The sequence below is a fragment of the Aliiroseovarius pelagivivens genome (assembly GCF_900302485.1).
Taxonomy (GTDB): Bacteria; Pseudomonadota; Alphaproteobacteria; order Rhodobacterales; family Rhodobacteraceae; genus Aliiroseovarius; species Aliiroseovarius pelagivivens.
In genome coordinates, this window is sequence record NZ_OMOI01000002.1 from 35,461 (window position 1) to 59,994 (window position 24,534).

Here is a 24,534-nt window from a genome sequence, read left to right on the forward strand (position 1 = left end):
AGGCGCCTTACTCCTCGCCCTCCGCATCCAGGAGTTCCATGTTGAGGCCGAGGCCGCGGACTTCTTTGACAAGAACGTTGAACGATTCCGGCACGCCGGCTTCGAAGTTGTCCTCGCCTTTGACGATGCTCTCGTACACTTTGGTACGGCCAGCAACGTCATCCGACTTGACGGTAAGCATCTCTTGCAGCGTGTATGCCGCGCCATATGCTTCCAAGGCCCAGACTTCCATCTCACCGAAGCGCTGACCACCGAACTGCGCCTTACCACCCAGCGGCTGCTGCGTAACAAGCGAGTACGGACCAGTCGAACGTGCGTGGATTTTGTCGTCCACAAGGTGGTGCAGTTTCAGCAGGTACTTCACGCCGACAGTGACTTCGCGCGAGAACTGTTCACCGGTACGACCGTCAAACAGAACCGACTGACCCGAGGTGTCGAAACCGGCACGCGTCAGCGCGTCGTTTACGTCAGCCTCTTTGGCGCCGTCAAAGACCGGAGTCGCGATCGGAACACCGCGGGTCACATTGCCAGCTGCATCCACAAGCTCGTCCTCGTCCATGCCCGAGATGCCTTCTTCATAGACATCGTCGCCATAGGCGATGCGCATGGCTTCGCGAACCGGGGTCAGATCGCCGGAACGGCGGTATTCACCCAGAGCTTCGTCAATGTTCAGACCCAGACCGCGCGCGGCCCAACCCATGTGGGTTTCAAGGATCTGACCAACGTTCATACGCGAGGGCACGCCCAGCGGGTTCAGACAGAAGTCAACCGGAGTACCATCGGCCAGGAACGGCATGTCTTCCATCGGTACAACCTTGGAAATAACACCTTTGTTCCCGTGACGACCGGCCATCTTGTCGCCCGGCTGAAGCTTACGCTTCACGGCAACGAAGACTTTAACCATCTTCATCACACCCGGCGGCAGATCGTCGCCACGACGGACTTTTTCGACCTTGTCTTCAAAGCGCGCATCCAGAGCACGTTTCTGAGCTTCGAACTGTTCGTTCAGGGCTTCAACGATTTTCGCATCGTCTTCGTCCTCAAGCGCCAGTTGCCACCACTGACCGCGCGACAGACCTTCCAGCAGCTCTTCCGAGATGGTCGAGCCGGCTTTCACGCCTTTCGGGCCTTTTACAGCAGCTTTGCCCAGGATCATGTCCTTCAGACGGGCATATGTGTTGCGCTCCAGAATGTGCAGCTCGTCATCACGGTCGCGGGCAAGGCTTTCGACCTCTTCGCGCTCGATCTGAAGGGCACGTTCGTCTTTTTCAACGCCGTGGCGGTTGAAGACGCGGACCTCAACAACAGTACCGAAGTCACCCGGCTTCACACGCAGCGAGGTATCGCGCACGTCCGAAGCTTTTTCACCGAAGATGGCGCGCAGAAGCTTTTCTTCCGGCGTCATCGGGCTTTCTCCTTTCGGAGTGATCTTACCGACCAGAATATCGCCCGGTTCGACGTCCGCACCGATGTACACAACGCCAGCCTCATCGAGGTTGCGCAGCGCCTCTTCACCGACGTTCGGAATATCGCGAGTGATTTCTTCCGGCCCAAGCTTGGTGTCACGAGCAGCGACTTCAAACTCTTCGATGTGAACCGAAGTGAAGACGTCGTCACGCGCAATACGTTCCGAGATCAGGATCGAGTCTTCGTAGTTGTAGCCGTTCCAAGGCATGAACGCGACGACCACGTTTTTACCCAAAGCCAGTTCGCCCATATCTGTCGACGGACCGTCAGCAACAACTTCGCCTTTGGAAACCTTCTGACCTACTTTCACCAACGGACGTTGGTTGATGCAGGTGTTCTGGTTCGAACGCTGGAACTTGCGCAGACGGTAGATGTCTACGCCCGCGTCACCCAGACCAAGGTCTTCGGTGGCGCGCACAACGATACGTGTAGCGTCCACTTGGTCGATCACACCGCCGCGCTTGGCTTGGATGGCAGCGCCCGAGTCGATGGCAACCTTGCCTTCGATACCGGTGCCGACAAACGGAGCCTCAGCCCGCAGAAGCGGAACAGCCTGACGTTGCATGTTCGAGCCCATCAGAGCGCGGTTAGCATCGTCGTTTTCAAGGAACGGGATCAGCGATGCAGCAACCGAAACCAGCTGCTTGGGCGACACGTCGATCAGGTCAACGTTTTCGCGCATTGCCATGGTGTATTCGCCCGACTGACGGGTGTTCACCAGATCGTTTTCAAACCGACCATCTTCGTCCAGATGCGCGTTGGCCTGAGCCACGGTGTGACGCATCTCTTCGGTGGCGGACATATAGTTCACTTCGTCAGTGACCTTGCCGTCCACAACCTTACGATAGGGCGTTTCGATGAAGCCGTATTTGTTCACGCGGGCAAAAGTGGCCAGCGAGTTGATCAGACCAATGTTCGGCCCTTCCGGCGTTTCAATCGGACACATACGGCCATAGTGAGTGGCGTGAACGTCACGCACCTCGAAGCCAGCACGTTCGCGAGTCAGACCACCCGGCCCAAGCGCCGACAGGCGGCGTTTGTGGGTGACTTCCGACAGCGGGTTGGTTTGGTCCATGAACTGCGACAGCTGCGACGAACCGAAGAACTCGCGAACTGCGGCAGCAGCCGGTTTCGCGTTGATCAGGTCCTGCGGCATCACGGTGTCAATCTCGACCGAGGACATACGTTCCTTGATCGCGCGCTCCATGCGAAGCAGGCCAACGCGGTACTGGTTTTCCATCAGCTCGCCAACGGAACGCACACGACGGTTGCCCAGGTGGTCAATGTCGTCGACATCGCCACGGCCATCACGCAGATCGACCAGCGCCTTGATACAGGCGATGATGTCTTCGCGACGCAAGGTGCGCTGCGTGTCTTCCGCATCCAGAGCCAGACGCATGTTCATCTTCACGCGACCAACAGCCGACAGGTCATAACGCTCACTGTCGAAGAACAGCGTGTCGAACAGGTTCGACGCAGCTTCAACCGTGGGCGGCTCGCCCGGGCGCATGACGCGGTAGATGTCCATCAGCGCGGTGTCGCGGCCCATGTTCTTGTCAGCCGCCATCGTGTTGCGGATGTAAGGACCATAGTTGACGTTGTCGATGTCCAGAACCGGGATGTCGGTGATACCCGCATCCATCAGCTCTTTCAGCGATCCGCCGATCAACTCGCCATCTTTGTCGTGCTCAAGCGTCAGCTCGTCACCAGCTTCGACATAGATTGCGCCGTTTTCTTCGTTGATGATGTCCTTGGCGACATAACGACCAACGATGCTGTCAAACGGCACCAGAAGATCAGTTACTTCACCAGTTTCCATCAACTTCTTGACGGCGCGCGGGGTGACTTTCTTGCCGGCTTCGGCAATCACTTCACCGGTTTTGGCGTCGATCAGATCTTGTGTCGGACGGGTGCCGGCAACACGCTCGGGGAAGAACTTGGTGACCCAACCTTTGTTCTTCTTCAGCTTGTACTGAACGGTGTTATAGTACGCATCACAGATCGCTTCCTGGTCCAGACCCAGTGCATACAGCAGGGTGGTTACAGGCAGCTTGCGGCGGCGGTCGATACGGGCAAAGACGATGTCTTTAGCGTCAAACTCGAAGTCCAACCACGAACCACGGTACGGAATGATGCGGCAGGCGAACAGAAGTTTGCCTGACGAATGCGTCTTGCCTTTGTCGTGGTCAAAGAACACGCCCGGCGAACGGTGCATCTGCGATACAATCACGCGCTCGGTGCCGTTTACGACGAACGTACCGTTCGGCGTCATCAGGGGCATGTCGCCCATGAATACGTCTTGTTCTTTGATGTCTTTTACCGACTTCGCGCCAGTATCTTCGTCCACATCAAACACGATCAGACGCAAGGTGACCTTCAGCGGAGCCGAATAAGTCAGGTCGCGCTGTTGGCATTCTTCAACGTCGAATTTAGGTTCTTCCAGCTCGTATTTTACGAACTCGAGGATCGAGGTTTCATTAAAATCTTTGATCGGAAAGACCGACTGAAACACGGCATTAATGCCTTCGCCGTCCATCGGTTCAAGCTGATCGCCAGAATTCAGGAAAAGATCATACGAGCTTTTCTGAACCTCGATCAGGTTCGGCATTTCCAGAACTTCACGGATTTTGCCGTAATACTTACGCAAGCGTTTCTGGCCAAGATAGGTCTGCGCCATAAGGTATTTACCTTTCATTTCTCAACTGAGGCGCCAACCGTTGGGTCGCCGGCGACACCTCGTCCGAGACGGGGGTTCGAACCAATTCATGGAAACCCGCCCAAGGGTTCCCTCCCGATCCATTGAACCTTTCCCAGAACAAGGCCTGCGTTCAGGCCCTCTTCAAGACAGGTTCGGCTGGACCCGGATTTCTCCGGGCCCAGCCTTGATTTTGCAGGCCACCGAGGGCCCAAAAGCGTAAAGCTTAAGCCAGTTCGACTTCTGCGCCAGCTGCTTCCAGCTTGCCTTTTACGTCTTCAGCTTCGTCTTTCGACACGCCTTCTTTGATCTTGCCGCCGGCTTCAACCAGTTCTTTGGCTTCTTTCAGGCCAAGACCGGTCAGACCGCGAACTTCTTTGATCACGTTGATTTTCGAAGCGCCGGCGTTCTTCAGAACGACGTCGAATTCGGTTTTCTCTTCAGCTGCTGCGCCGCCGGCGTCGCCGCCTGCTGCCATTACAACTGCGCCGCCAGCTGCGGGCTCGATGCCATACTCGTCTTTGAGGATGGTTTTCAGTTCTTGTGCTTCGAGAAGGGTCAGACCCACGATCTCTTCTGCAAGTTTCTTCAGATCAGCCATTTGACTTCTTTCCGTATTTAGATGTGTTCCAACGTAGAGTGATATTCCGCTCCGCTGGCCTCAGATTGCTTAAGCAGCCTTGTCTTCAACAGTAGACAAGATGGATGCGATGTTCGAAGCAGGCGCGCCAATGGCCCCAGCGATGTTCGAAGCAGGTGCGCCAATACAGCCAGCGATCGAAGCAATAAGCTCTTCACGCGACGGCATAGCGGCAACGGCTTTAACACCAGCCTTGTCCAGAGCATCCTCGCCCATTGCACCACCAAGAATGTCCAACTTGTCGTTGGTCTTGGCATATGCATCCATGACCTTGGCCGCAGCCACAGGATCTTCGGAATAGGCAAGAACGGTCATACCCGTCAGATAGTCGGCGATCGAAGCGGCCGGCTTACCTTCAAGGGCGATTTTGGCGAGCTTGTTCTTGGCAACGCGTACAGACCCACCGGCTTCGCGCATTTGCGAACGCAGGTCCTGCATTTCAGCAACCGTGAGACCGGCGTAGTGGGCAACCACAACGACGCCAGAGCTTTCAAAGATCTGGCCGAGTTCCTCGACCACTTTTTCTTTTTGTGCTCTATCCACAGTTTCACTCCAAGTATGGAGGGTTTGACCCCTCCGGCTCATATTTTACCAAGTTTTCTAGGAAAACCCGGCAATCGGGTCCGCGATAAGGGTCCTTCGCAAAATCGCCCCAAGGCCAAGCGGCCGCGGGAATTCTTTTGTTCATTTCCCATCTCAGGCAGGAATTATGACACTTGTGCGCGGTCGCTTTTCAGCTTGGCCCACCGGCGTCACCCACCGTCTCGGACGAAACGCAAAACAGCGCACGACGAATCGCACGCTGAGCTGCTTGGTCTCTTTAGGACGTTTGAAGAGGTTTTCCAACCCCTAACAGGGCGCTCGGTCAAGAAACACCGGCTGCCCATTCCCGCAACACTACCACAGAAATCGGGCTTCTCAAAATTTACACACAAATCACAGCAAAAAAGGGCGCCCGGTTGGAGCGCCCTTTTCTTTAATTCAGACTGAAAAAGCTCAGTTGCCGGTGGCGTTCTCCACGTCCAGCGTCACGCCCGGCCCCATGGTCGAGCTCAGCGAGATCTTTTTCATGTAGGTGCCTTTGGCGCCCGAGGGCTTGGCTTTCTGAACGGCTTCCACGAAGGCGCGCACGTTTTCAACCAGCTTGGCTTCGTCGAACGAGGCTTTGCCCAGGCCAGCGTGAACCACGCCACCTTTTTCAGCTTTGAACTGAACTTCGCCGCCCTTGGCTGCTTCAACAGCTGCCTTGACGTCCATGGTCACGGTGCCAACCTTCGGGTTCGGCATCAGGTTGCGCGGGCCCAGAACTTTACCCAGGCGACCAACAACGGGCATCATGTCCGGAGTGGCGATGCAGCGATCAAACTCGATGGTGCCGCCCTGAATGGTTTCCATCAGGTCTTCGGCGCCCACGATGTCTGCACCAGCAGCCTGAGCTTCTTCAGCTTTCGGGCCGCGAGCGAAAACAGCAACGCGCATGGTTTTGCCGGTGCCGTTCGGCAGGCCGATTACGCCACGGACCATCTGGTCGGCGTGACGGGTGTCAACACCCAGAGCCAGTGCAATCTCGATGGTTTCATCGAACTTTGCTTTGGCGTTGCCCTTAACCAGTGCAACAGCCTCTTCAACGGTCAGGTTGTCTTTGCCGGCGAAGGCTTCGCGTGCGGCAGCGGTACGTTTACCCAGTTTTGCCATCTTACTTCACCTCAATGCCCATAGAGCGGGCCGAGCCCAGGATGATCTGCATCGCAGCGTCGATGTCGTTTGCGTTCAGATCTTTCATTTTTGCTTCGGCGATTTCTTTCACCTGAGCAGCAGTGACCGAACCAACGGTTTCGCGGCCGGGGTTGTTTGCACCCGACTTAAGACCAGCAGCTTTGATCAGGAAATACGACGCGGGGGGCGTCTTGATGTCCATCGAGAAGGACTTATCCTGATAATAGGTAATCACGGTCGGGCACGGTGCGCCGGGCTCCAGATCCTGTGTCTTAGCGTTGAACGCCTTACAGAATTCCATGATGTTGATGCCGCGCTGACCCAGTGCGGGGCCGACGGGCGGGCTGGGGTTGGCTTGACCTGCAGGAACCTGCAGTTTCATCGTGCCAGCTAGTTTCTTAGCCATTTGGCTTCTCCTTTAACAACAGCTCGGGGACGCGTCCCTTTGCCTTCTTATTGCCGCGGTCTGGATTGGTGATCGCGATCACCGCCCCTCCCACGTTCTCAACACGTCAGCCCTGCTTCGAGACCTGCGTGTAATCCAGTTCGACCGGGGTTTCCCGGCCAAAGATCGACACAGCAACCTTCAGGCGCTGGCCTTCTTCGTCCACATGCTCGACCAGACCGTCGAAGCCTTCGAAGGCACCGTCGACGACAGAAACCTTCTCGCCGATTTCGAAGCTGATCAGCAGCTTCGGTGCTTCGGCGCCTTCTTCGACGCGGCCCAGGATGCCCTGAACTTCGGCGTCACGCATCGGCATCGGGCGGCCTTGCGGGCCCAAGAAACCGGTCACGCGGTTGATCGAAGTGATCAGGTGATAGCCTTCGTCCGACATTTCCATGTGGACAAGCACGTAACCCGGCATGAAGCGACGCTCGGTCGGGACTTTCTTGCCGCGACGCACTTCGATGACCTCTTCGGTCGGCACCAGTACTTCGTCGATCTGGTCCTCAAGACCTTTTTCTTCGACCGAAGCACGGATTGCTTCTGCGATCTTCTTTTCGAAGTTCGACAGCACGCTTACCGAATACCACCGTTTCGCCATGTCAGCCTCTGCATTCCTGCGCCCCGAAGGGACATTTCAAATTCTGTTTCCGGGAACAAAAAATCGGCGTGCAACTTGATTCGCCGCACGCCCGTCCCGAAGTGATGCCCGAACTACCCCTGAAACACGCTCATTTCAAGGGCAAAGACGGTGTGTTAGCCGAAGTAGCCCAGCACTGCTGACAGACCGCTGCGGATGCCAAGATCCACAAGCGAAAAGAACAATGCCGTAAGAGCGGCCAGCACGAAGACCATGCCGGTGGTCAAAAGAACCTCACGGCGGGTCGGCCAGGTGACTTTGGACACCTCGGCGCGCACTTGCTGGATGAATTGCAACGGATTGGTCATCTGTTCTCGGCCTTTCATATGATAGGCGGTCAATTACGCAATGCGCACGGGGTTTTCAAGCCTTGTGCGTCAAACCACGCCTAAAAGCCCCAAAGCAACGATAATTACCAGCGCGCCCGCCGCAATTTCCAGCATCGGAACAGCGCGAGCGGCCATGCTGCCACCACCTTGAAGAATCCCCGCCAACAGCCCGCCACGCAGACCCACGGCCACCAAGGCGGTGAATACGGTCACGCTGGCGGTACCAAGCGCCATGGCCGCTACGCCAAGAATGCCCTGCCACACCAATCCCATCTGCCATGTCAGCACCAGAAGGAATAGCGCACCAGTACAGGGTCGAATGGCGACCCCTGCAATCAGGACAGCCAGCTCGCGCCAGTTCCCAGCGGCTTCCACATCATGCAGGCCCGGTGCATGGGCGTGGCCGCAGTCGTGGCAATGGGTGTGTCCGTGGTGATGCTCGTGGTCGTGGTCGTGCGACGGCGTCTGTGCTCGGGTCACACGCAACAGCTTCCGTGCCCCGCGTAGCAGCAGATAGAGGCCAATTAACGCAATGGCCGCATAGCTCGCATCGGCAAACCAATCCTCGGCCAGTCCGACCATTTGCTGGCGTGTCAGGTTCAGGACCAGCACACCGGCAAACACCAGCACGATGGCGCTGAGCCCCTGCGCGAGCGAAGACAGCAGCGCCACCAGAGACATCCGCCACATGGTCGCCTTCGAGGCCAAAGAATAGCCCCCGATCAACACCTTGCCATGCCCCGGCCCAACCGCGTGAAAGAACCCATAGGAAAAGCAGATCGCCAGCAGCGCGGCCAGCGCGCCCGGCTCCCCTGCCCTCAGCGCGCGCAGTCCCCGCGCCATCGAGGTCTGCACCTGCCGCTGCCAATCCGCCGCCCAAGCCGACACACCATCCAGCGCGCCGGTGGCCCAAAGCGCAACGCCGACCACCAGTATCGCAAGCGACAGGATCGAGATTACTCGGAGCATGTCAGCAGCAGTTGATCGGCAAACAGGTCGCCCACCTCGGGATAGCTATCGTCCGAATACTCGACACTGTCCGGGCCATAGAGCAGGCTTTCCACCTTGTCATAGGCAGCATTCAAATCGGCGGGTATGTGCTCGACTGTGCAGCCTTCGGGGCCTTTAACGGTGACCGGTAGACGCACATCGTAGGCAACGAAAAAAGTGGGGTCATAGATCTGCACCAACAGCGGTTCCGCCCCGACCGACACGCGGGTTTCCAGTGGGCGGATGTGCCAACTGATCACACGCCCGTCTTCGTACCGCATCCCGTGTTCGACCGGACCAAGCAGCGCAACGTCGGAACCCTTGTCTTGCAGATACAGATCCCCCGGAAATCCTGCCGCCCAGTCTACATCCTGCCCTGCATAGGCATCCAGCGCGGCTTGCTCGGGCGTGCCATCCCCATCAGCATCCAAGCCGTTATCTTCGACCAGCAGCAGGGAATAGAACTCGTCATAGGCCCAGAACACACGCACTGCAGCCAGTTGCCCCGCATCGTCGAACAGCAGATTCGCTCCGGCATCAATAAAGACGTGCGGATGGCTGGCCAAAGGCAGTGCCGTGGCTGCAATGATCGGTATAGACAGAAGGGTCGGGCGCAATGATCTCATACCACGGATGTAGCGCGGACAATGCACAGCGACAACAGCCGCCGGATCGTTAAGCGGGGCATCGCTGGGTCATCAATTTTCTGAAGGTGGTGGCAGGGGCACCAGGGTTCGAACCCGGGACCTACGGTTTTGGAGACCGTCGCTCTACCAACTGAGCTATACCCCTATGACCGAGACAGCGATTATGCCAGCACGCCGGGATTATCAAGAGCTTTCATTGACATTTTTGGTGCTATCTTTCACCTAACCCCAAAAACAGGCCCCACGAATGACCGATCCGGCAATATTCAAAGACACCCCATGGAAAGCGCTCGATCCTGCATTGCTGATGCAGGCTTCGACGGTGCCGACCATGTTGGCGCCAGAAGAACAACAGTTCTATTTCTGGGCCACGTCTGAATGGATGCAGGGCGATGGTGCCGTCGTTGATCTGGGATGCTTTGCTGGTGGGTCAACAGCCCGGTTGGCAGCCGGTCACCAGCACGCTGGCCACACAGGCCTGATCCATGCTTATGATCGGTTCCGTGCGAATGAAGAAGTAAAGGCCCACATCCTTTATGCGCAGGGCATCGCCCCCTTTGATGGCAGCAACATTCTGGATCTGGCAATTGACCTTCTGACGCCATGGACCGAGCGTACCTCGCTTTACCCAGGCCAGATCGAAACCCAATCCTGGGAAAATGGCCCGATCGAGATCTTGGTGATGGACGCGTCGAAAACCGTTCAGAACATGGATACGATGTCGCGCGTTTTCTTTCCGTCTCTGATCCCCGGTCAATCACTGGTCGTGCAGCAGGACTATCTGTTCTGGCGCCTGCCGTGGATCGCCATCCAGATGGAGCTTTTGGCGGACTATTTTACCCCGGTGGCCTGCGTTCCGGGACACACGATGGTTTTCCTGAACACCAAACAGATTGATGACGCTGCGCTGGATCGGGCGGCCGTCGCCCCGATTGCCCATGACGAGCGCCTTCGCCTGTTGCGACGTGCACGCCGCCGCATGATCGAAGCCGGTTTCGATGTCGTAAAACCCATGGCCGAACAGATCTGGACGCTGGAAAAGCACCCAGATGCCGACCGCGCCAAACACTTCGTTCGGAAGTTTTAAGGGTATATCAGTCGAGGCCCAGATGGCGCCCACACAGCGGCGTCCATATCGCGAGATTTGGGTGGGCTATGCTGGAACCGGCTCTAGTGTCAGAACAAGTTCACCTGACCTGTATCTTCCCGTTTGCAGGAAACCTGGCTGTTTAACGTTCGGGTATTGCTCTGCCCAATCCCGGTAGCGATCGTTGGTTACAATCTGGCATTTGTATTTGAGGGCAGCGCGAAGAATCTCTTGATCCGCAATCGTACCTTTGGGCACGACGGTTACTAAACCTCGGGGCAGGCCTAACACTTTTTCAAACTCACGGTCGCCCAAGTATCTGCCCACCAAAAGATAACCAGCATTCGCATCGAAAAAGATATGCGGTGCGTATCCGAGTTCCTGTAGACGATGCGCAACATCGCAAAGAGGCTCTGGATCGGGGGTGTTATTTTTCCAATACAGCACATTCGAACCATCAACGACGACCCGTGTTGTCGCGCGGGATGCCCGCCCAATTCGAGGTGCCAGAAGCTTCAGAAGCAGAAACAAACTTGCAGCACATACAGAGGCTGCAAGGATCAGAAAATCTGACCAGTCGGAATGAAATAGTGTGGCGACGGTGAAAAGGCCGGAAAACACCACGACGCTATAGAGAAAAATCAATACGAGTTTCTGCACAATCTTGTCCGACTTAACTTTAACCTGACACGCTTAAATTGAAGTGCCGGTAAGAAATCAACAGTGGTGCATCAGGTATTTGCGAAAACAACGCAAGTACACGCGCCTGTGGACGCCCCGTCAATGATCTACATTCTTAGCTCGGGATTTGCTGTGTGAGTTGCCTGCTGCAAAAGCAAAAAGGCCTCCCACACGGGAGGCCTTTTCATATCTTCTGTATCTCTAGGCTCTCGCACTAAGAACGCTGGGCGTTCTTAGTCGATGATCTTCGAGACAACACCCGAACCAACGGTACGGCCGCCTTCACGGATAGCGAAGCGCAGCTTCTCTTCCATGGCGATCGGAGCGATCAGTTCAACGTTGAACTTCAGGTTGTCGCCCGGCATGACCATTTCGGTGCCAGCAGGCAGCTCAACAGTACCGGTCACGTCGGTGGTACGGAAGTAGAACTGCGGACGGTAGTTCGCGAAGAACGGCGTGTGACGGCCGCCCTCTTCCTTGGTCAGGATATAGACCTCGGCTTCGAACTTGGTGTGCGGGTTAACCGAACCCGGCTTACACAGAACCTGGCCACGCTCAACAGCTTCACGGTCGATACCGCGCAGCAGAACGCCAACGTTGTCGCCTGCTTCACCGCGATCAAGCAGCTTGCGGAACATTTCAACACCGGTACAGGTGGTGGTCTGAGTGTCTTTGATACCAACGATCTCGATGGTGTCGCCAACATTCACTACGCCACGCTCAACACGGCCGGTCACAACAGTACCGCGGCCCGAGATCGAGAACACGTCTTCGATCGGCAGCAGGAAGTCGCCGTCAACCGGACGATCCGGGGTCGGGATGTACTCGTCCACAGCAGCCATCAGCTCGCGGATTTTGTCTTCACCGATTGCGTTGTCACGGCCTTCCATGGCGGCCAGCGCGGAACCCGCGATGATCGGCATGTCGTCGCCCGGGAAGTCGTATTCGTTCATCAGTTCACGAACTTCCATCTCAACCAGCTCGAGCAGCTCTTCGTCGTCTACCTGGTCAACTTTGTTCATGAAAACAACCAGTGCAGGAACGCCAACCTGACGTGCCAGCAGGATGTGCTCGCGGGTCTGAGGCATGGGGCCATCAGCTGCGTTCACAACCAGAATGCCGCCGTCCATCTGGGCCGCACCGGTGATCATGTTCTTGACGTAGTCGGCGTGGCCGGGGCAGTCAACGTGCGCATAGTGACGGTTCTCGGTCTCGTACTCAACGTGAGCAGTCGAGATGGTGATGCCGCGAGCTTTCTCTTCCGGCGCACCGTCGATCTCGTCGTATGCTTTGAAGTCACCAAAGAATTTGGTGATAGCAGCCGTCAGCGTCGTCTTGCCGTGGTCAACGTGACCGATCGTGCCGATGTTAACGTGCGGTTTACCGCGTTCAAACTTTTCCTTAGCCATGAGCACTACGCCTCGTGTCTGGGGGGGTCACTGACCCCGTGGTTCAATATCGCGCGCTAGCTAAAGCTTTGGCGAAAGAAAATCAAGGCTTGCGTGCGTTCCGGGGCAAGGAAATGTTACAATCCCGCGACAACAAAACGCGTCATCTGTTTTTTCGTCGGATTGCCAATGACTTGGCCATCCACACCGAGAAGTGCCTACTCTGTCCGCGACCATGGCTTTTTATCAGGCGCAACTATGCTGGACGAATGGTTACCCTGGCCACCACAAGCCGTCTGTAGATCCCGCCACGTTTGCGCATCCAGAATCGTATCATAATCGCGGTTCGGATCGACCGCTGCCTGCGCGGCTGAAATACGATCTGCCATCTGCGGATGCGAGGCAAGATGAGCCACGATCCCCTCGGCATCCCCGTGTTCTTCGTACAAACGCTCAAAGAACGTGCCCAGCGCCACGGGCGAGATATTCGCCTTTTCAAGCAGCTCGTGGGCATAGTCATCGGCCCGTGCCTCGGCCGCCTGACTGTAGGACGCATTGATCAGCTGATTGGCAATGAACAGGGCGACGGTGCCGCCCGCGAAATCCCCGAACAGAAGCCCCAGCACCCCAAGCGACCCGGCTGATCGCAGCGCATCGCGGGTTGGGTCGCGATAGACTACATGCCCGATCTCGTGCGCAAGAACGGCGGCAACCTCGTCGGGGCCATTCGCCTCTTCCAAAAGCCCCCGGAAGAAGACAAGTCGCCCGCCGGGTAAGGCAAAGGCGTTGACCATCGGGTGGTCCAGAATGTGAATCTGAACATCATAGGGCAGGTCCGCATCCGGGTTCAGCCGCGTGTACATGGCTTGCATCGCGGCTGAACCCACCGGGTCATCACAAATCCTAAGTCGATCCTCGAACCCGGTCTGGGAAAGCGCGGTTCGGATCTGTTCAAATGTGGTGTCGCCCAGTGCCTTTTCGCCCTCGGGCGGCAGGATCTCGGCCAGCTGGGTCGCCATAAGCGGGACCAGAAGGAAGATGATCGCGGCGACCGACGCCACGGCCCCACCTGCCCACAGCGCCACTTTGGACAGGGGTGTTGCACGGTCGCGCTTGCGCAGCGATCTGGCGTGTTGCGTCACGAATTTCTGTGCCGCCTGATCCGTCAAATAGAGGCGTGTAAGTGGGTCACCTTTGCGCGACAACACCATGACGCGCCGGTCAGCCTGATCGGGCAATCGACGCAGATTGTTCCAGTTCCAAGTGACCTGTTCACCGCTGGGCATCCCCAAAACCAGCGCCTCTGGGTGAAAGGCGACCTGCACGCGGGTCAGATGGGCGCGTTCGCCTTGTGCCAGATCAGCAAAGACCCAATCCACGTCCTGCCCCGTCATATCGCAGCCCCCACATCCAGAGCGTCGGCAAAGCCTTCAGCCTCGGCAAACTCATCTCGGTCGCGTTGGATGATCTGCGCGACGTTCTGCGTGTTCACGATTTCGGTCACTTCGGCAAAGTGTTCCGCCAAGGGCAAAGTGATCCATGCGTGGGTTATGGCGCGAGTCAGCGTGAGAAGCAGGAAATAGGCCATTAGTGCGACCGGCAGAAAGGCCGTACCGCCACTTTCCAGCAGGTCTAGGTTAATGTTCTCGATATCCGCGGTCCCGGCTATAAACGCGAACACCATGAGCAGGGCAAAAAACAGGCCAAACAGGACAATGTTCAACACCAGCCCGCCCAGCGCATAGATCCCGATGATCCGCAAAGGGCGCGGCTTGGCCGTGAACTGCATCTCGCCCAGTTGCTTGGCATCGGTCATGCGCTTGAAGCTTTCAGCCCGCCAATAGGCCAGCCCATAGATAAGCCACGACCCGGACAACACAAACAGCACTATCCAAGCTGGGTTTTCGTAGAGATAAAGCATCAGCCCGGCGATCGCGCCCAAACCGATGGCATAGTATACATGCCGCATCGCGCCAAACAGCAGCCCTTTTGAGCCACCCTGAACAAAGCGCTGATCGCCGTAGAACGTGCGCGAGACCCGGTATTTTTCCAGCCAAAGCGTGGTCAGCGGCCACGTTAGGCCCAGCGTGCAGATCGTCAGGGCCCAGTGGATCATCGACCGCCAGCTATACCCCCACGCCCCGGGCTCTAGCCCAAAGCGGATGCCGCGCCAACGGGTGCGGGCCAGAATATAGCGACGCGCGCGATACTGGGCGAAAAAGATGATCGGGGTCAGACCCAAAAAGCTAAGCGCATAGGCGGCGAAGTTGGCATTGAGCAGCGCAAAGCTGAAATACATCAGGATCAGGTTCACGACCCCGATGTAAAAGGCCATGAAGACCACCGCGACCAGAAAGCCCAGCAGCTTTTCTAGCGGATCGCCCACATATTCCAGCGGCGCGCCACCGGGTCGAATGGCGCTCCAGTAATACCGGCGCAATCGGGTCTTGGCCCAGAAACGATAGAACCCAAGGGTCAGAACCGTCAGGATGCTGGTGCGCAGGGCCAGCCAGAAGACTGGCCCCTTTTCACCCGCATATGAAATCGTCAGAGAACTGGGAGGCACACCGGATCACTCGAACTTGTTGTTGCGCGGGAAGCCGTGCGGCGGTGCTTTACCAACGCCGGCGCGTTTACCCAACCACGGCGACATATCGCTTTCGGTGCGGGTGCGGTCCCCAGTGGCGGGCCAGGACAGGCCCTCTTCCAGATTGAAGGTCTTCACATCCGACAGACCGCCATCCAGCTCCAGGATCCCTTGCTTGCCACGGGCCGAGTTGTACTTCTGCAACCGAACACCCTTGCCGCGCGTCATCTCGTTGATCTCGGCAATCGGGAAGACCAGCAGGCGCCGGTTTTCCGAGATAATCGCCAAGTGATCCCCCGTGACGGGCGCACAGATTTTTGCGGTCGCGTCACCTACGTTTAGCACCTGCTTGCCGTTCTTGGTCTGGGCCAGAACATCGCTTTCATTGACGATGAACCCGTTGCCCTCGTTCGAGGCGACCAACAGCTTGCGGTCTGGTTGATGGATGAACAGATCCACGATCTCGGCCTCGTTCGGCAGGTCGACCATCAAGCGCAGAGGTTCGCCCATGCCGCGCCCACCCGGTAGGTTGGCACAGGAAATGGTGAAGAACTTGCCGTTTGAATCGAAAGCCAACAGACGATCGGTGGTTTCAGCGTGGAACACGAAACGCGGACCGTCGCCATCGCGGAATTTCAACTCGCGGGTCAGGTCGATATGGCCCGACATGGCGCGAATCCAGCCCATCTGCGAGCAGACCACGGTGATCGGCTCGCGCTCGATCATGGCTTCCAGCGGCACCTCTTCGACCTCGCCTGCTTCGGCGAACTGGGTGCGACGTGCGCCCCCTTCGAAGTCCTTGCCAAACAGCTTTTTCGATTCTTTCAGCTGCTCGGAAATCTTGCTCCATTGCAGGTCTTCGCTGTCCAGAAGATCCTCAAGCGATGCACGCTCTTCCATCAGCTTGTCCCGCTCGCGCACCAGCTCGATTTCTTCAAGGCGGCGCAAGCTGCGCAGGCGCATGTTCAGGATCGCATCGGCCTGCACCTCGGACAGCTCGCCATCCCCCGGTGCGGGGCTGACATAGTCATCTTCCGACATGGCACGGACATGTTCGATGCCCCAGTCCTCGCGCATCAGGGCGGCTTTGGGGTCGTCATCATAGCGGATAATGTCGATCACGCGGTCAAGGTTCAGGAAAGCAACGATGAAACCTTCCAGCACCTCAAGACGGTGGTCAATCTTGTCCATACGGTGACGCGAGCGGCGCCCCAGCACATCACGGCGGTGATCAAGGAAGGCGCGCAGCACTTCCTTCATAGAACAGACCTTCGGCGTCACCCCGTCGATCAGCACGTTCATGTTCAAACTGAACCGCGTTTCTAGGTCCGAGTTGCGATACATCAGCCCCATCAGCAGCTCGGGATCGACATTCTTGGATTTGGGCTCCAAGACGATGCGCACATCATCGGCGCTTTCATCGCGAATATCACCCAGAATCGGAACCTTCTTGGTCTGGATCAGCTCGGCAATCTTCTCGATCAGTTTGGATTTCTGAACCTGATAGGGAATCTCGGTCACGATGATCTGCCATTGGCCACGGCCCAGATCCTCGATCTCGTGCTTGCAGCGCAGACGGAACGAGCCACGGCCCGTGCGATAGGCGTTGGCGATGCTATCCTTGGGTTCGACAATCACGCCGCCCGTCGGAAAATCCGGGCCGGGCACATAGTTCAGAAGCGTGTCGTCCCGCGCGTCCGGCGTCTTGATCAGATGCAGGCAGGCGTCGATCAGTTCCGAGATGTTATGCGGCGGGATGTTGGTCGCCATCCCCACGGCAATGCCCGATGAACCGTTGGCCAACAGATTCGGAAACTCTGCCGGTAAAACAACCGGCTCGGTCAGGCGACCATCATAGTTATCGCGATAGTCGACGGCATTCTCGTCCAACCCTTGCAACATCGCCTCGGCGACAAAGGTCATACGCGCTTCTGTATAGCGGCTGGCAGCTGGGTTATCTCCGTCGATATTCCCGAAGTTCCCCTGCCCGTCGACCAGCGGATAACGCACCGCAAAATCCTGTGCCAAACGCGCCATCGCGTCATAGATCGCGGCGTCCCCATGCGGGTGGAAGTCGCCCATCGTATCGCCAGAAATTTTTGCCGATTTCAGGAACTTACCGTTCGATACCAGCTTCAGACGGCTCATCGCATAAAGGATACGACGGTGCACCGGTTTCAAACCATCGCGTGCATCGGGCAAAGCACGGTGCATGATCGTCGACAGCGCATAGGTCAGATAACGATCACCAATGGCACGGCGCAGCGGTTCGGCCAGCTCGTTGCCATTGCTCTCGGGATTGTCAGTTACATCATTCATGCGTTTGGTGTATCCTTGAGGACGACTCGCGTAAAGCTGCCAAGCGGGTTTCCGGGGGAAATTCATATTACATTCCCCGCGATATTTTTGATTACGAGATGTTAACTGGTGACGATTTAAGGGGGATACTATGGGTATTATTCGAATGTCGTTATTAACGGCTGGCGTGATGGGCGCTGCCATGATGCATTACGGTCGAGACACCGGTCTGCCAACCGATCGGATCGGCCGCGAACCAAGCGTTCCGCAAGACAGCATCATTGCCGTGTCTGCCAAGCTTGCCGAAACTCCTGAAACTGCTGTGGTTCCTGTTTTGGCCACCGCACCAAGTGCTACCGTGCCTGACACATCAAATTCCGCCACTGGCATGGTGATCAAAGCCGCTGCTGTTACTGGCGATCCGTCCAGCCCTGCCGCGCAGGCAGAGGCGGCCGCGCGCCTAATGGCGGCCAGCGCGCCAGCCCCGATCATTCCTGAACCTGAAGCGACTGCAGACAACACCGGGTTCCCCACCCTTTTTGTCAGCGGCAGCACGGTGAACATGCGTGGCGGTCCCTCGACCGGGCATGGTGTGGTCAGCAAACTAACCCGCGGCACCGAGGTGATTGAAACCGGCCAGACCGACGATGGCTGGAGCCAGATCAAAGTGGTCGACACCGGCAAGCGCGGGTTCATTGCATCGAGATTCCTGAAGCCGCAACTCTGATAAGCGGTCCCTTCCTCATGAGTTCCACTAGGCGCCCTTTGTGGCGCCTCTTTTTTTGTTGACCCCCGCAGTGGCCAACCCGTACCCATTCCGGGCGAGCCAGGAGACACACATGACCCAGAAATCCATCCTAATCACCGGATGTTCCTCCGGTATTGGCTATGACGCGGCGCACACGCTGGCCAACCGTGGTTGGCGCGTCTTTGCCACCTGCCGCAAGGAAGAAGATTGCGAACAGCTGCGCGGCGAGGGGCTGGAAAGCCTTCGTCTGGACCACGCGGACGAGGCCAGCATGGATGCCGCCGTCGCCGAGATCCTGTCGCGCACCGGTGGCACGCTGGACGCGCTGTTCAACAACGGTGCCTATGCCATCCCCGGCGCGGTCGAGGATCTGCCCACCGACGCCCTACGCACCATTTTTGAGACCAATTTCTTCGGCTATCACCACCTGACCCGACTGCTCCTGCCCGTGATGCGCAAGCAGGGGCACGGACGGGTGATCCACAACTCGTCCGTTCTGGGCTTTGCCGCGCTGCCATGGCGCGGGGCTTATGTCTCGACCAAGTTCGCACTGGAAGGACTGATGGATACGTTGCGCCTTGAGATGCGCGGCATGCCGATTGACATCATCCTGATCGAACCCGGCCCCGTCACGACAAAGATCCGCGAAAACGCCCAACCGCATTTCGAGCGTTGGATCGACTGGGAAAACAGCCCGCGCCGGAACCTCTATGCCAAACTGCGCGAACGTCTGTATGACGACAGCGGCGATCTGGACACGTTCGAACTGCCCCCGTCTGCAGTGACGAAGAAGCTGATCCACGCGCTAGAGCACCCTAAGCCCAAACCGCGTTATTACGTCACCACGGCCACCTACATCGCGGGCGTTGCCAAGCGCATCCTGTCCACGCGTGTGGGGGATCGGCTGACGCCTAACGGCTAAGTGCGCCCAAATGCCCCTCGCAAAGCGGGGGAAATAGGGCTATCTGACACCCGAAACCAAGGAAAGAAAGATCATGGCCGACGATCCCCTGTTCATACTCGTAGTGCTGTCCTGCGCTGCCGTTCTGGTCATCCTGATGCTGGGCATCGGGTCGTTTGGCGTCGGGGGCAAAGTGGCCCACAAACATTCGAACCGATTGATGCGTTGGCGGATCGGGGCACAGGCTGTGGCCATTGCGTTGATCTTGCTGTTCGTCTGGCTGCGTGGAGGAAACTGATGGTAGTTCTGAACAAGATTTACACGCGGACCGGCGACAAGGGCGAAACCGCCTTGGGTGATGGCTCGCGCCGTCCGAAGCATGACGCGCGGGTGGAAGCCTATGGCACCGTGGACGAAACCAACGCGACCATCGGGATGGCACGACTGCACGCCGATGGCGACATGGACGCCGCACTAGCCCGCATTCAGAACGACCTGTTTGATCTGGGCGCAGACCTCTGCCGCCCTGACATGGCGAAAGACGCCGAGTCCGAATACCCACCGCTGCGTATGGCGCAAGAACAGGTGGACCGTCTGGAAGCCGAAATCGACGTGATGAACAAGGCGCTGGAACCGCTGCGAAGCTTCATCCTGCCCGGAGGCTCGGCCCTCGCCGCCCACCTGCATCTGTCGCGCACGGTGTCTCGCCGCGCTGAACGTCTGGCGACCGATCTGGCCACCCAAGAAGACGTGAACCCGGTCGCGGTCAAATACCTGAACCGCCTGTCCGACTGGTGCTTCGTCGCCGCCCGCGTCTCGAACGACGGCGGCAAAGCCGATGTGCTGTGGGTTCCAGGCGCGAACCGCTGAAAGCAGTGCAATGCCCAATGGGCATTGTGCTGACCGAAAGGGCGAATCGTTAGTCGTTTGCCTGTACAGGTGCCCAGATTTCGTAGGCCATAGCCTCGGGTGTATTGCGGTCATCATGAGGATAACGCTCGAACACCGCGCCTTCGCGTGGGGCCATCGCCTTTGCTGGCATCAGCTCACTGAACACACGATCAAACTGACGCGGCAGGTCTGAGACGGGCCCAAAGGTGCGCAGGACCAGATAATCACCTTCGGACAGGGTGACATGACAACAACCAGCTGGCAGAGCTTCCACGGTTGATGGCACCTCAAGCCCCACGGCATAGTCGAACTCCCCAGTTGGGGTCATCCCATACGATACCCCATAAAATGCACCTTCAATCACGTTCTCGATCTCGGGCGGGTCGGAAAAGAATTGCTGCCAAAGACCCGGGATCTGGTTGCGCGTTTCCATCGAATACCTGCCCGATCGCCCTGCGATGATACGGGATGGCGCGTGAACAAGTTCGATGATTTCAGACTGTGCCATTGCGGACCTCCTGTGATTCCCCATTCAGGATGCCTTTCCCTAAGCGCCATGGCAAACTCCTTGACCCGGCAACATTCTTGCAAAGAATCCCCGTCAAAACGAAAGAACGCGACGTCTGCGGACCCGGACGTGACGATTTTGCTCTGTTTTCATTTGCAGCATTTCGTTAAACGTGTCGCGAGAGCATTACCGCCCCTTGTGGGCATAACTGGGAGATACCGCTGATGAAGGTGCTTGTGCCTGTGAAGCGCGTGATCGACTACAACGTGAAGGTTCGTGTGAAAGCGGACGGATCCGGTGTCGATCTTGCCAACGTAAAAATGTCGATGAACCCCTTTGACGAGATCGCCGTCGAAGAGGCCATCCGCCTGAAAGAAGCCGGCAAAGCTGACGAGATCGTCGTCGTGTCCATCGGCGTGAAGCAGGCTCAGGAAACGCTGCGCACGGCTTTGGCCATGGGTGCAGACCGCGCCATTCTGGTGAACGCCGCTGAAGATGTGCACCAAGACATCGAGCCGCTGGCCGTTGCCAAGATCCTGGCCAAAGTTGTTGAAGAAGAGCAGCCGGGCATCGTTCTGGCGGGCAAGCAAGCCATCGACAACGACATGAACGCTACCGGCCAGATGCTGTCGGCCCTGCTGGGCTGGTCGCAAGGCACCTTTGCGTCCGAGCTGGACATCGATGGCGACAACGCCGTTGTGACCCGCGAAGTAGACGGCGGTCTGCAGACCATCAAGGTTTCGATGCCCACCATCATTACCGTTGACCTGCGCCTGAACGAGCCGCGCTATGCGTCGCTGCCGAACATCATGAAAGCCAAGAAGAAGCCGCTGGACGAAAAGACCCCGGCTGATTACGGCGTTGACGTGACCCCGCGCCTCGAGATCGTGAAGACCTCGGAGCCGGCAGAACGCGCCGCTGGCATCATCGTTGGCTCGGTTGACGAGCTTGTATCGAAACTCAAGGAAGCGGGGGCTGTATAATGGCTGTTCTACTTCTTGCTGAAGTTACCAATGGTGAACTGGCGCTGGACGCCACCGCCAAGGCTGTTACCGCTGCGAAAGCTCTGGGTGACGTAACCGTTCTGGCCGCTGGCGCATCTGCCGCCGCTGCCGGTGAAGCCGCTGCCAAGATCGACGGCGTGGCCAAGGTTCTGGTTGCTGAAGACGCATCGCTGGGTCACCGCCTGGCCGAACCGACCGCAGCCCTGATCGTATCGCTGGCTGGCGATTACGAACACATTGTTGCTCCGGCCACTACCGACGCCAAAAACGTTATGCCGCGCGTTGCCGCGCTGCTGGACGTGATGGTTCTGTCGGACGTGACCGCTGTTGTAGACGGCGCGACCTTTGAGCGCCCGATCTATGCTGGCAACGCCATGCAAACCGTCAAGTCGTCGGACGCCAAGAAGGTCATCACCTTCCGGACGTCGACCTTTGACGTCGCTGGCGAAGGTGGTTCAGCTGCCGTTGAGGCCATCAGCGCTGCAGACAACCCCGGCCTGTCGGAATGGGTTGAAGACAAAGTTGCCGCAAGCGACCGCCCCGAGCTGACCTCGGCTGGCGTTGTTGTTTCGGGTGGCCGTGGCGTTGGCTCGGAAGACGACTTCGCTCTGATCGAGAAACTGGCTGACAAGCTGGGCGCCGCTGTTGGTGCATCGCGTGCAGCAGTTGACTCGGGCTATGCCCCGAACGACCTGCAAGTTGGTCAGACCGGTAAGGTTGTTGCTCCGGAACTGTACATCGCCGTGGGTATCTCGGGCGCCATCCAGCACTTGGCTGGTATGAAGGACTCGAAGATCATCGTTGCGATCAACAAAGACGAAGAAGCGCCGATCTTCCAGGTTGCCGATTTCGGCCTTGTTGCCGACCTGTTCGAAGCTGTGCCGGCCCTGACCGACGCTGTCTAATCGGACATCGCATGAGACACGAAAGGCCCGCCTGTTTGGCGGGCCTTTTCTTTTTAAAGCCTGTGGTTCGATAGGCTGTCCAACAGCTTCCTCGCCGCCCGTTCATGTGCCAGCGTGCCCAGCATCATATGGGCGGCAGCGACGTCCATCTCGGAATGCACAAGCCCCTGTTGCCCGACTGCAATCTCGTCAGGTGTCAGCACGACTTCGACCAGATCACGCACAAAGGGGCGCACATCCTCGACCATGTCACGATCCACGAACAGAGGGTCCGACCCCAATGCATCATTTGCCTGATCCCCGATCGAATGGTCCGACATCCAGACCAGCGTCGCGCGCTTGTCCAGCCGCGACAGCAAACCTTTCATGCGCCCAACCCATGCCTGCTTCAGTTCTTTCCGCACCACGTCAAACCGTTGCCCGCAGGTGGATTGCAGCGCGCCCAGAAGATGTCGCGTAAAGTGGTAATCCGTGAAATCCAGCTCGGGATAAAGGTATTTCAACATGCTTGAAGCGCGAAGAAAACGGTCGTTCCGGCGCGGGTGGACCGCGTAGAACCGATTGGAAAGGTTCTGAGCACCCGGCAGCTGAATCACGATGTCTGTGGCACTATTACATAGCTTCAACAGCATCGGATCATGCAAAAACACGTCCAGCCCTGCATTCGGGCAGCCGAAATTCACCACCACACGCCCCAGATCAGCCTCAAGCAATTCGGGATAGGGATGTTCCATGAACCGGCCATAGGTTTCGGTTCCACCTAAGACCGCCACATAGGGCCCACTCAGATCGCGTTTTGGACCCCGGAACAGAATTTTCGACGTTTTGTAGCGGCATGGAAAATAGTCCAACGCCCCTTTGCCAAGAATGTCATATGCCATGCCACCCACTCCTTTTTATTCACCCGAAAAGCAGTGTCGGCCCAAAGTCTTGTCAATTTGCTAATCCTAAAATGCGCGATGTTTCCTTCAAACCCGCTTAACCCTTGCACCTGCATCCGCGCGGCGCATAGTCTGTTCATAACCAGACGTAACGCAGGGTCATGCCTATGCGGCGTGACCAGAAGGAATGACATATGAGCATCGAGACAGTGGGCGTTGTTGGCGCCGGGCAAATGGGTAACGGCATCGCGCATGTTCTGGCCCTTGCCGGATACGAGGTTCGCCTGAACGACATCAGCCAAGACAGTCTGGATGCCGCCATCTCTCGTATCTCCAAGAACATGGATCGTCAGGTCTCGCGCGAGCAAATCACGGCGCAAGAAATGGATGACGCGATGCGGCGGATCAGCACCACGTTGTCGCTGCCCGATCTTGGCCCGAGCGATCTGGTCATCGAAGCGGCATCGGAGAACGAATCCCTCAAAAAGCAGATCTTTGATACGCTTTTGCCGCATCTGTCGCCCGACACGATCCTGACCTCGAACACCTCTTCAATTTCGATCACACGTCTGGCCAGTGGCACTGACCGCCCGGAACGCTTCATGGGGTTCCATTTCATGAACCCGGTGCCCCTGATGAAACTGGTCGAGCTGATCCGCGGGATCGCGACCGACGAACCCACCTATCAGTCCTGTTTGGCCGTGGTGGAAAAGCTGGGCAAGACCGCCGCCAGCGCCGAGGATTATCCGGCCTTTATTGTGAACCGCATCCTGATTCCGATGATCAACGAAGCCTGCTATGCACTTTACGAGGGCGTCGGTTCGGTCTCGTCGATTGACGCATCGATGAAACTGGGTGCCAACCACCCGATGGGCCCGCTGGAGCTGGGTGACTTCATCGGATTGGACACCTGCTTGGCGATCATGAACGTGCTGCATGACGGGCTGGCGGACACCAAATACCGCCCCTGCCCGCTGCTTGTGAAGTATGTCGAGGCCGGATGGGTCGGGCGCAAGGCCGGACGCGGGTTCTATGACTATCGCGGCGAGGCGCCAGTCCCGACGAGATAAACAACCGTCAGTCCCA

General features: G+C 57.6%; 24 protein-coding genes and 1 tRNA gene. 8 read left to right on the plus strand and 17 right to left on the minus strand.

The window, feature by feature from the left end; translation table 11 throughout:
- Positions 1 to 7: 7 nt before the first annotated feature.
- The 10 genes from rpoB to ALP8811_RS12380 form a co-directional block, all read right to left on the minus strand.
- Positions 8 to 4,144, minus strand: a complete 4,137-nt coding sequence (gene rpoB, locus ALP8811_RS12335; protein ID WP_108857576.1) for a DNA-directed RNA polymerase subunit beta — start codon at positions 4,142 to 4,144, stop codon at positions 8 to 10.
- A gap of 244 nt (positions 4,145 to 4,388) precedes the next feature.
- Positions 4,389 to 4,763: a 50S ribosomal protein L7/L12 gene (gene rplL / locus ALP8811_RS12340; protein ID WP_108857577.1), complete on the minus strand. Its 375-nt coding sequence runs from the start codon at positions 4,761 to 4,763 to the stop codon at positions 4,389 to 4,391.
- Positions 4,764 to 4,832: 69 nt separating this feature from the next.
- The gene (gene rplJ / locus ALP8811_RS12345; protein WP_108857578.1) at positions 4,833 to 5,345 is read right to left on the minus strand and encodes a 50S ribosomal protein L10; all 513 of its coding nucleotides are present in this window, start codon (positions 5,343 to 5,345) and stop codon (positions 4,833 to 4,835) included.
- 453 nt (positions 5,346 to 5,798) lie between these two features.
- Positions 5,799 to 6,497 carry a 50S ribosomal protein L1 gene (rplA, locus tag ALP8811_RS12350; protein ID WP_108857579.1) on the minus strand — a complete coding sequence of 233 codons (699 nt, stop codon included), beginning with the start codon at positions 6,495 to 6,497 and terminating at the stop codon, positions 5,799 to 5,801.
- A gap of 1 nt (position 6,498) precedes the next feature.
- Complete coding sequence (rplK, locus tag ALP8811_RS12355; protein ID WP_108857580.1) at positions 6,499 to 6,924, minus strand: 50S ribosomal protein L11; 426 nt, start codon at positions 6,922 to 6,924, stop codon at positions 6,499 to 6,501.
- Positions 6,925 to 7,030: 106 nt separating this feature from the next.
- Positions 7,031 to 7,564 (minus strand): transcription termination/antitermination protein NusG, encoded by a 534-nt coding sequence (gene nusG / locus ALP8811_RS12360; protein ID WP_108857581.1) that lies wholly within the window; start codon positions 7,562 to 7,564, stop codon positions 7,031 to 7,033.
- Between the two features lie 155 nt (positions 7,565 to 7,719).
- On the minus strand, positions 7,720 to 7,911 hold the full coding sequence (gene secE / locus ALP8811_RS12365) for a preprotein translocase subunit SecE (protein ID WP_108857582.1): 192 nt from the start codon (positions 7,909 to 7,911) through the stop codon (positions 7,720 to 7,722).
- Positions 7,912 to 7,980: 69 nt separating this feature from the next.
- Positions 7,981 to 8,901, minus strand: coding sequence for a nickel/cobalt transporter (locus ALP8811_RS12370; RefSeq protein ID WP_108857583.1), 921 nt, complete (start codon positions 8,899 to 8,901; stop codon positions 7,981 to 7,983).
- Positions 8,889 to 9,548: a DUF1007 family protein gene (locus tag ALP8811_RS12375; protein WP_108857584.1), complete on the minus strand. Its 660-nt coding sequence runs from the start codon at positions 9,546 to 9,548 to the stop codon at positions 8,889 to 8,891. The genes ALP8811_RS12370 and ALP8811_RS12375 overlap by 13 nt, the downstream gene beginning before the upstream one ends.
- A 90-nt stretch (positions 9,549 to 9,638) precedes the next feature.
- A tRNA-Trp gene (locus ALP8811_RS12380) sits at positions 9,639 to 9,714 on the minus strand.
- Between the two features lie 102 nt (positions 9,715 to 9,816).
- On the opposite strand from ALP8811_RS12380, the gene ALP8811_RS12385 reads away from it, so the two are divergent.
- A complete protein-coding gene (locus tag ALP8811_RS12385) occupies positions 9,817 to 10,656 on the plus strand; it encodes a hypothetical protein (protein WP_108857585.1) in 840 nt (279 codons plus the stop codon).
- A 66-nt stretch (positions 10,657 to 10,722) separates the two neighbouring features.
- Here the strand turns inward: ALP8811_RS12385 and ALP8811_RS12390 are convergent, their stop codons facing one another.
- From ALP8811_RS12390 to parC, 5 genes are all read right to left on the minus strand, one after another.
- Positions 10,723 to 11,316, minus strand: a complete 594-nt coding sequence (locus tag ALP8811_RS12390) for an NYN domain-containing protein (protein ID WP_245924654.1) — start codon at positions 11,314 to 11,316, stop codon at positions 10,723 to 10,725.
- Between the two features lie 254 nt (positions 11,317 to 11,570).
- The gene (gene tuf / locus ALP8811_RS12395) at positions 11,571 to 12,746 is read right to left on the minus strand and encodes an elongation factor Tu (protein ID WP_108857569.1); all 1,176 of its coding nucleotides are present in this window, start codon (positions 12,744 to 12,746) and stop codon (positions 11,571 to 11,573) included.
- A gap of 197 nt (positions 12,747 to 12,943) precedes the next feature.
- A complete protein-coding gene (locus tag ALP8811_RS12400; RefSeq protein WP_108857586.1) occupies positions 12,944 to 14,119 on the minus strand; it encodes a M48 family metallopeptidase in 1,176 nt (391 codons plus the stop codon).
- The gene (locus ALP8811_RS12405) at positions 14,116 to 15,291 is read right to left on the minus strand and encodes a DUF898 family protein (RefSeq protein ID WP_245924655.1); all 1,176 of its coding nucleotides are present in this window, start codon (positions 15,289 to 15,291) and stop codon (positions 14,116 to 14,118) included. Before ALP8811_RS12405 ends, ALP8811_RS12400 begins: the two co-directional genes overlap by 4 nt.
- Positions 15,292 to 15,297: 6 nt before the next feature.
- Positions 15,298 to 17,631: a DNA topoisomerase IV subunit A gene (parC, locus tag ALP8811_RS12410; RefSeq protein ID WP_108857587.1), complete on the minus strand. Its 2,334-nt coding sequence runs from the start codon at positions 17,629 to 17,631 to the stop codon at positions 15,298 to 15,300.
- Positions 17,632 to 17,761: 130 nt separating this feature from the next.
- Between parC and ALP8811_RS12415 the strand changes: the two genes are divergently transcribed.
- From ALP8811_RS12415 to ALP8811_RS12430, 4 genes are all read left to right on the plus strand, one after another.
- Complete coding sequence (locus tag ALP8811_RS12415) at positions 17,762 to 18,337, plus strand: SH3 domain-containing protein (RefSeq protein WP_108857588.1); 576 nt, start codon at positions 17,762 to 17,764, stop codon at positions 18,335 to 18,337.
- A gap of 112 nt (positions 18,338 to 18,449) precedes the next feature.
- Positions 18,450 to 19,280 carry an SDR family NAD(P)-dependent oxidoreductase gene (locus ALP8811_RS12420; RefSeq protein WP_108857589.1) on the plus strand — a complete coding sequence of 277 codons (831 nt, stop codon included), beginning with the start codon at positions 18,450 to 18,452 and terminating at the stop codon, positions 19,278 to 19,280.
- 73 nt (positions 19,281 to 19,353) lie between these two features.
- A complete protein-coding gene (locus ALP8811_RS12425; protein WP_108857590.1) occupies positions 19,354 to 19,557 on the plus strand; it encodes a twin transmembrane helix small protein in 204 nt (67 codons plus the stop codon).
- Positions 19,557 to 20,129 carry a cob(I)yrinic acid a,c-diamide adenosyltransferase gene (locus tag ALP8811_RS12430; protein ID WP_108857591.1) on the plus strand — a complete coding sequence of 191 codons (573 nt, stop codon included), beginning with the start codon at positions 19,557 to 19,559 and terminating at the stop codon, positions 20,127 to 20,129. The genes ALP8811_RS12425 and ALP8811_RS12430 overlap by 1 nt, the downstream gene beginning before the upstream one ends.
- Positions 20,130 to 20,178: 49 nt before the next feature.
- Here the strand turns inward: ALP8811_RS12430 and ALP8811_RS12435 are convergent, their stop codons facing one another.
- Positions 20,179 to 20,658 carry a GyrI-like domain-containing protein gene (locus ALP8811_RS12435; protein ID WP_181363767.1) on the minus strand — a complete coding sequence of 160 codons (480 nt, stop codon included), beginning with the start codon at positions 20,656 to 20,658 and terminating at the stop codon, positions 20,179 to 20,181.
- 224 nt (positions 20,659 to 20,882) lie between these two features.
- On the opposite strand from ALP8811_RS12435, the gene ALP8811_RS12440 reads away from it, so the two are divergent.
- Positions 20,883 to 21,641: an electron transfer flavoprotein subunit beta/FixA family protein gene (locus ALP8811_RS12440; RefSeq protein ID WP_108857593.1), complete on the plus strand. Its 759-nt coding sequence runs from the start codon at positions 20,883 to 20,885 to the stop codon at positions 21,639 to 21,641.
- Positions 21,641 to 22,567 carry an electron transfer flavoprotein subunit alpha/FixB family protein gene (locus ALP8811_RS12445; RefSeq protein ID WP_108857594.1) on the plus strand — a complete coding sequence of 309 codons (927 nt, stop codon included), beginning with the start codon at positions 21,641 to 21,643 and terminating at the stop codon, positions 22,565 to 22,567. Before ALP8811_RS12440 ends, ALP8811_RS12445 begins: the two co-directional genes overlap by 1 nt.
- Positions 22,568 to 22,620: 53 nt before the next feature.
- Here ALP8811_RS12445 and ALP8811_RS12450 read toward each other — a convergent pair whose 3' ends face one another.
- Positions 22,621 to 23,448: a DUF6473 family protein gene (locus ALP8811_RS12450; RefSeq protein ID WP_108857595.1), complete on the minus strand. Its 828-nt coding sequence runs from the start codon at positions 23,446 to 23,448 to the stop codon at positions 22,621 to 22,623.
- Between the two features lie 194 nt (positions 23,449 to 23,642).
- On the opposite strand from ALP8811_RS12450, the gene ALP8811_RS12455 reads away from it, so the two are divergent.
- A complete protein-coding gene (locus ALP8811_RS12455; RefSeq protein WP_108857596.1) occupies positions 23,643 to 24,518 on the plus strand; it encodes a 3-hydroxybutyryl-CoA dehydrogenase in 876 nt (291 codons plus the stop codon).
- The last annotated feature ends 16 nt before the right edge of the window (positions 24,519 to 24,534 follow it).

Coding starts and splice junctions, on each gene's coding strand:
- rpoB (WP_108857576.1), bottom strand. CDS start 4,144: ATGGCGCAGACCTATCTTGGCCAGAAACGCTTGCGTAAGTATTACGGC.
- rplL (WP_108857577.1), bottom strand. CDS start 4,763: ATGGCTGATCTGAAGAAACTTGCAGAAGAGATCGTGGGTCTGACCCTT.
- rplA (WP_108857579.1), bottom strand. CDS start 6,497: ATGGCAAAACTGGGTAAACGTACCGCTGCCGCACGCGAAGCCTTCGCC.
- rplK (WP_108857580.1), bottom strand. CDS start 6,924: ATGGCTAAGAAACTAGCTGGCACGATGAAACTGCAGGTTCCTGCAGGT.
- nusG (WP_108857581.1), bottom strand. CDS start 7,564: ATGGCGAAACGGTGGTATTCGGTAAGCGTGCTGTCGAACTTCGAAAAG.
- secE (WP_108857582.1), bottom strand. CDS start 7,911: ATGACCAATCCGTTGCAATTCATCCAGCAAGTGCGCGCCGAGGTGTCC.
- ALP8811_RS12370 (WP_108857583.1), bottom strand. CDS start 8,901: ATGCTCCGAGTAATCTCGATCCTGTCGCTTGCGATACTGGTGGTCGGC.
- ALP8811_RS12375 (WP_108857584.1), bottom strand. CDS start 9,548: ATGAGATCATTGCGCCCGACCCTTCTGTCTATACCGATCATTGCAGCC.
- ALP8811_RS12385 (WP_108857585.1), top strand. CDS start 9,817: ATGACCGATCCGGCAATATTCAAAGACACCCCATGGAAAGCGCTCGAT.
- tuf (WP_108857569.1), bottom strand. CDS start 12,746: ATGGCTAAGGAAAAGTTTGAACGCGGTAAACCGCACGTTAACATCGGC.
- ALP8811_RS12400 (WP_108857586.1), bottom strand. CDS start 14,119: ATGACGGGGCAGGACGTGGATTGGGTCTTTGCTGATCTGGCACAAGGC.
- parC (WP_108857587.1), bottom strand. CDS start 17,631: ATGAATGATGTAACTGACAATCCCGAGAGCAATGGCAACGAGCTGGCC.
- ALP8811_RS12415 (WP_108857588.1), top strand. CDS start 17,762: ATGGGTATTATTCGAATGTCGTTATTAACGGCTGGCGTGATGGGCGCT.
- ALP8811_RS12420 (WP_108857589.1), top strand. CDS start 18,450: ATGACCCAGAAATCCATCCTAATCACCGGATGTTCCTCCGGTATTGGC.
- ALP8811_RS12425 (WP_108857590.1), top strand. CDS start 19,354: ATGGCCGACGATCCCCTGTTCATACTCGTAGTGCTGTCCTGCGCTGCC.
- ALP8811_RS12430 (WP_108857591.1), top strand. CDS start 19,557: ATGGTAGTTCTGAACAAGATTTACACGCGGACCGGCGACAAGGGCGAA.
- ALP8811_RS12435 (WP_181363767.1), bottom strand. CDS start 20,658: ATGGCACAGTCTGAAATCATCGAACTTGTTCACGCGCCATCCCGTATC.
- ALP8811_RS12440 (WP_108857593.1), top strand. CDS start 20,883: ATGAAGGTGCTTGTGCCTGTGAAGCGCGTGATCGACTACAACGTGAAG.
- ALP8811_RS12445 (WP_108857594.1), top strand. CDS start 21,641: ATGGCTGTTCTACTTCTTGCTGAAGTTACCAATGGTGAACTGGCGCTG.
- ALP8811_RS12450 (WP_108857595.1), bottom strand. CDS start 23,448: ATGGCATATGACATTCTTGGCAAAGGGGCGTTGGACTATTTTCCATGC.
- ALP8811_RS12455 (WP_108857596.1), top strand. CDS start 23,643: ATGAGCATCGAGACAGTGGGCGTTGTTGGCGCCGGGCAAATGGGTAAC.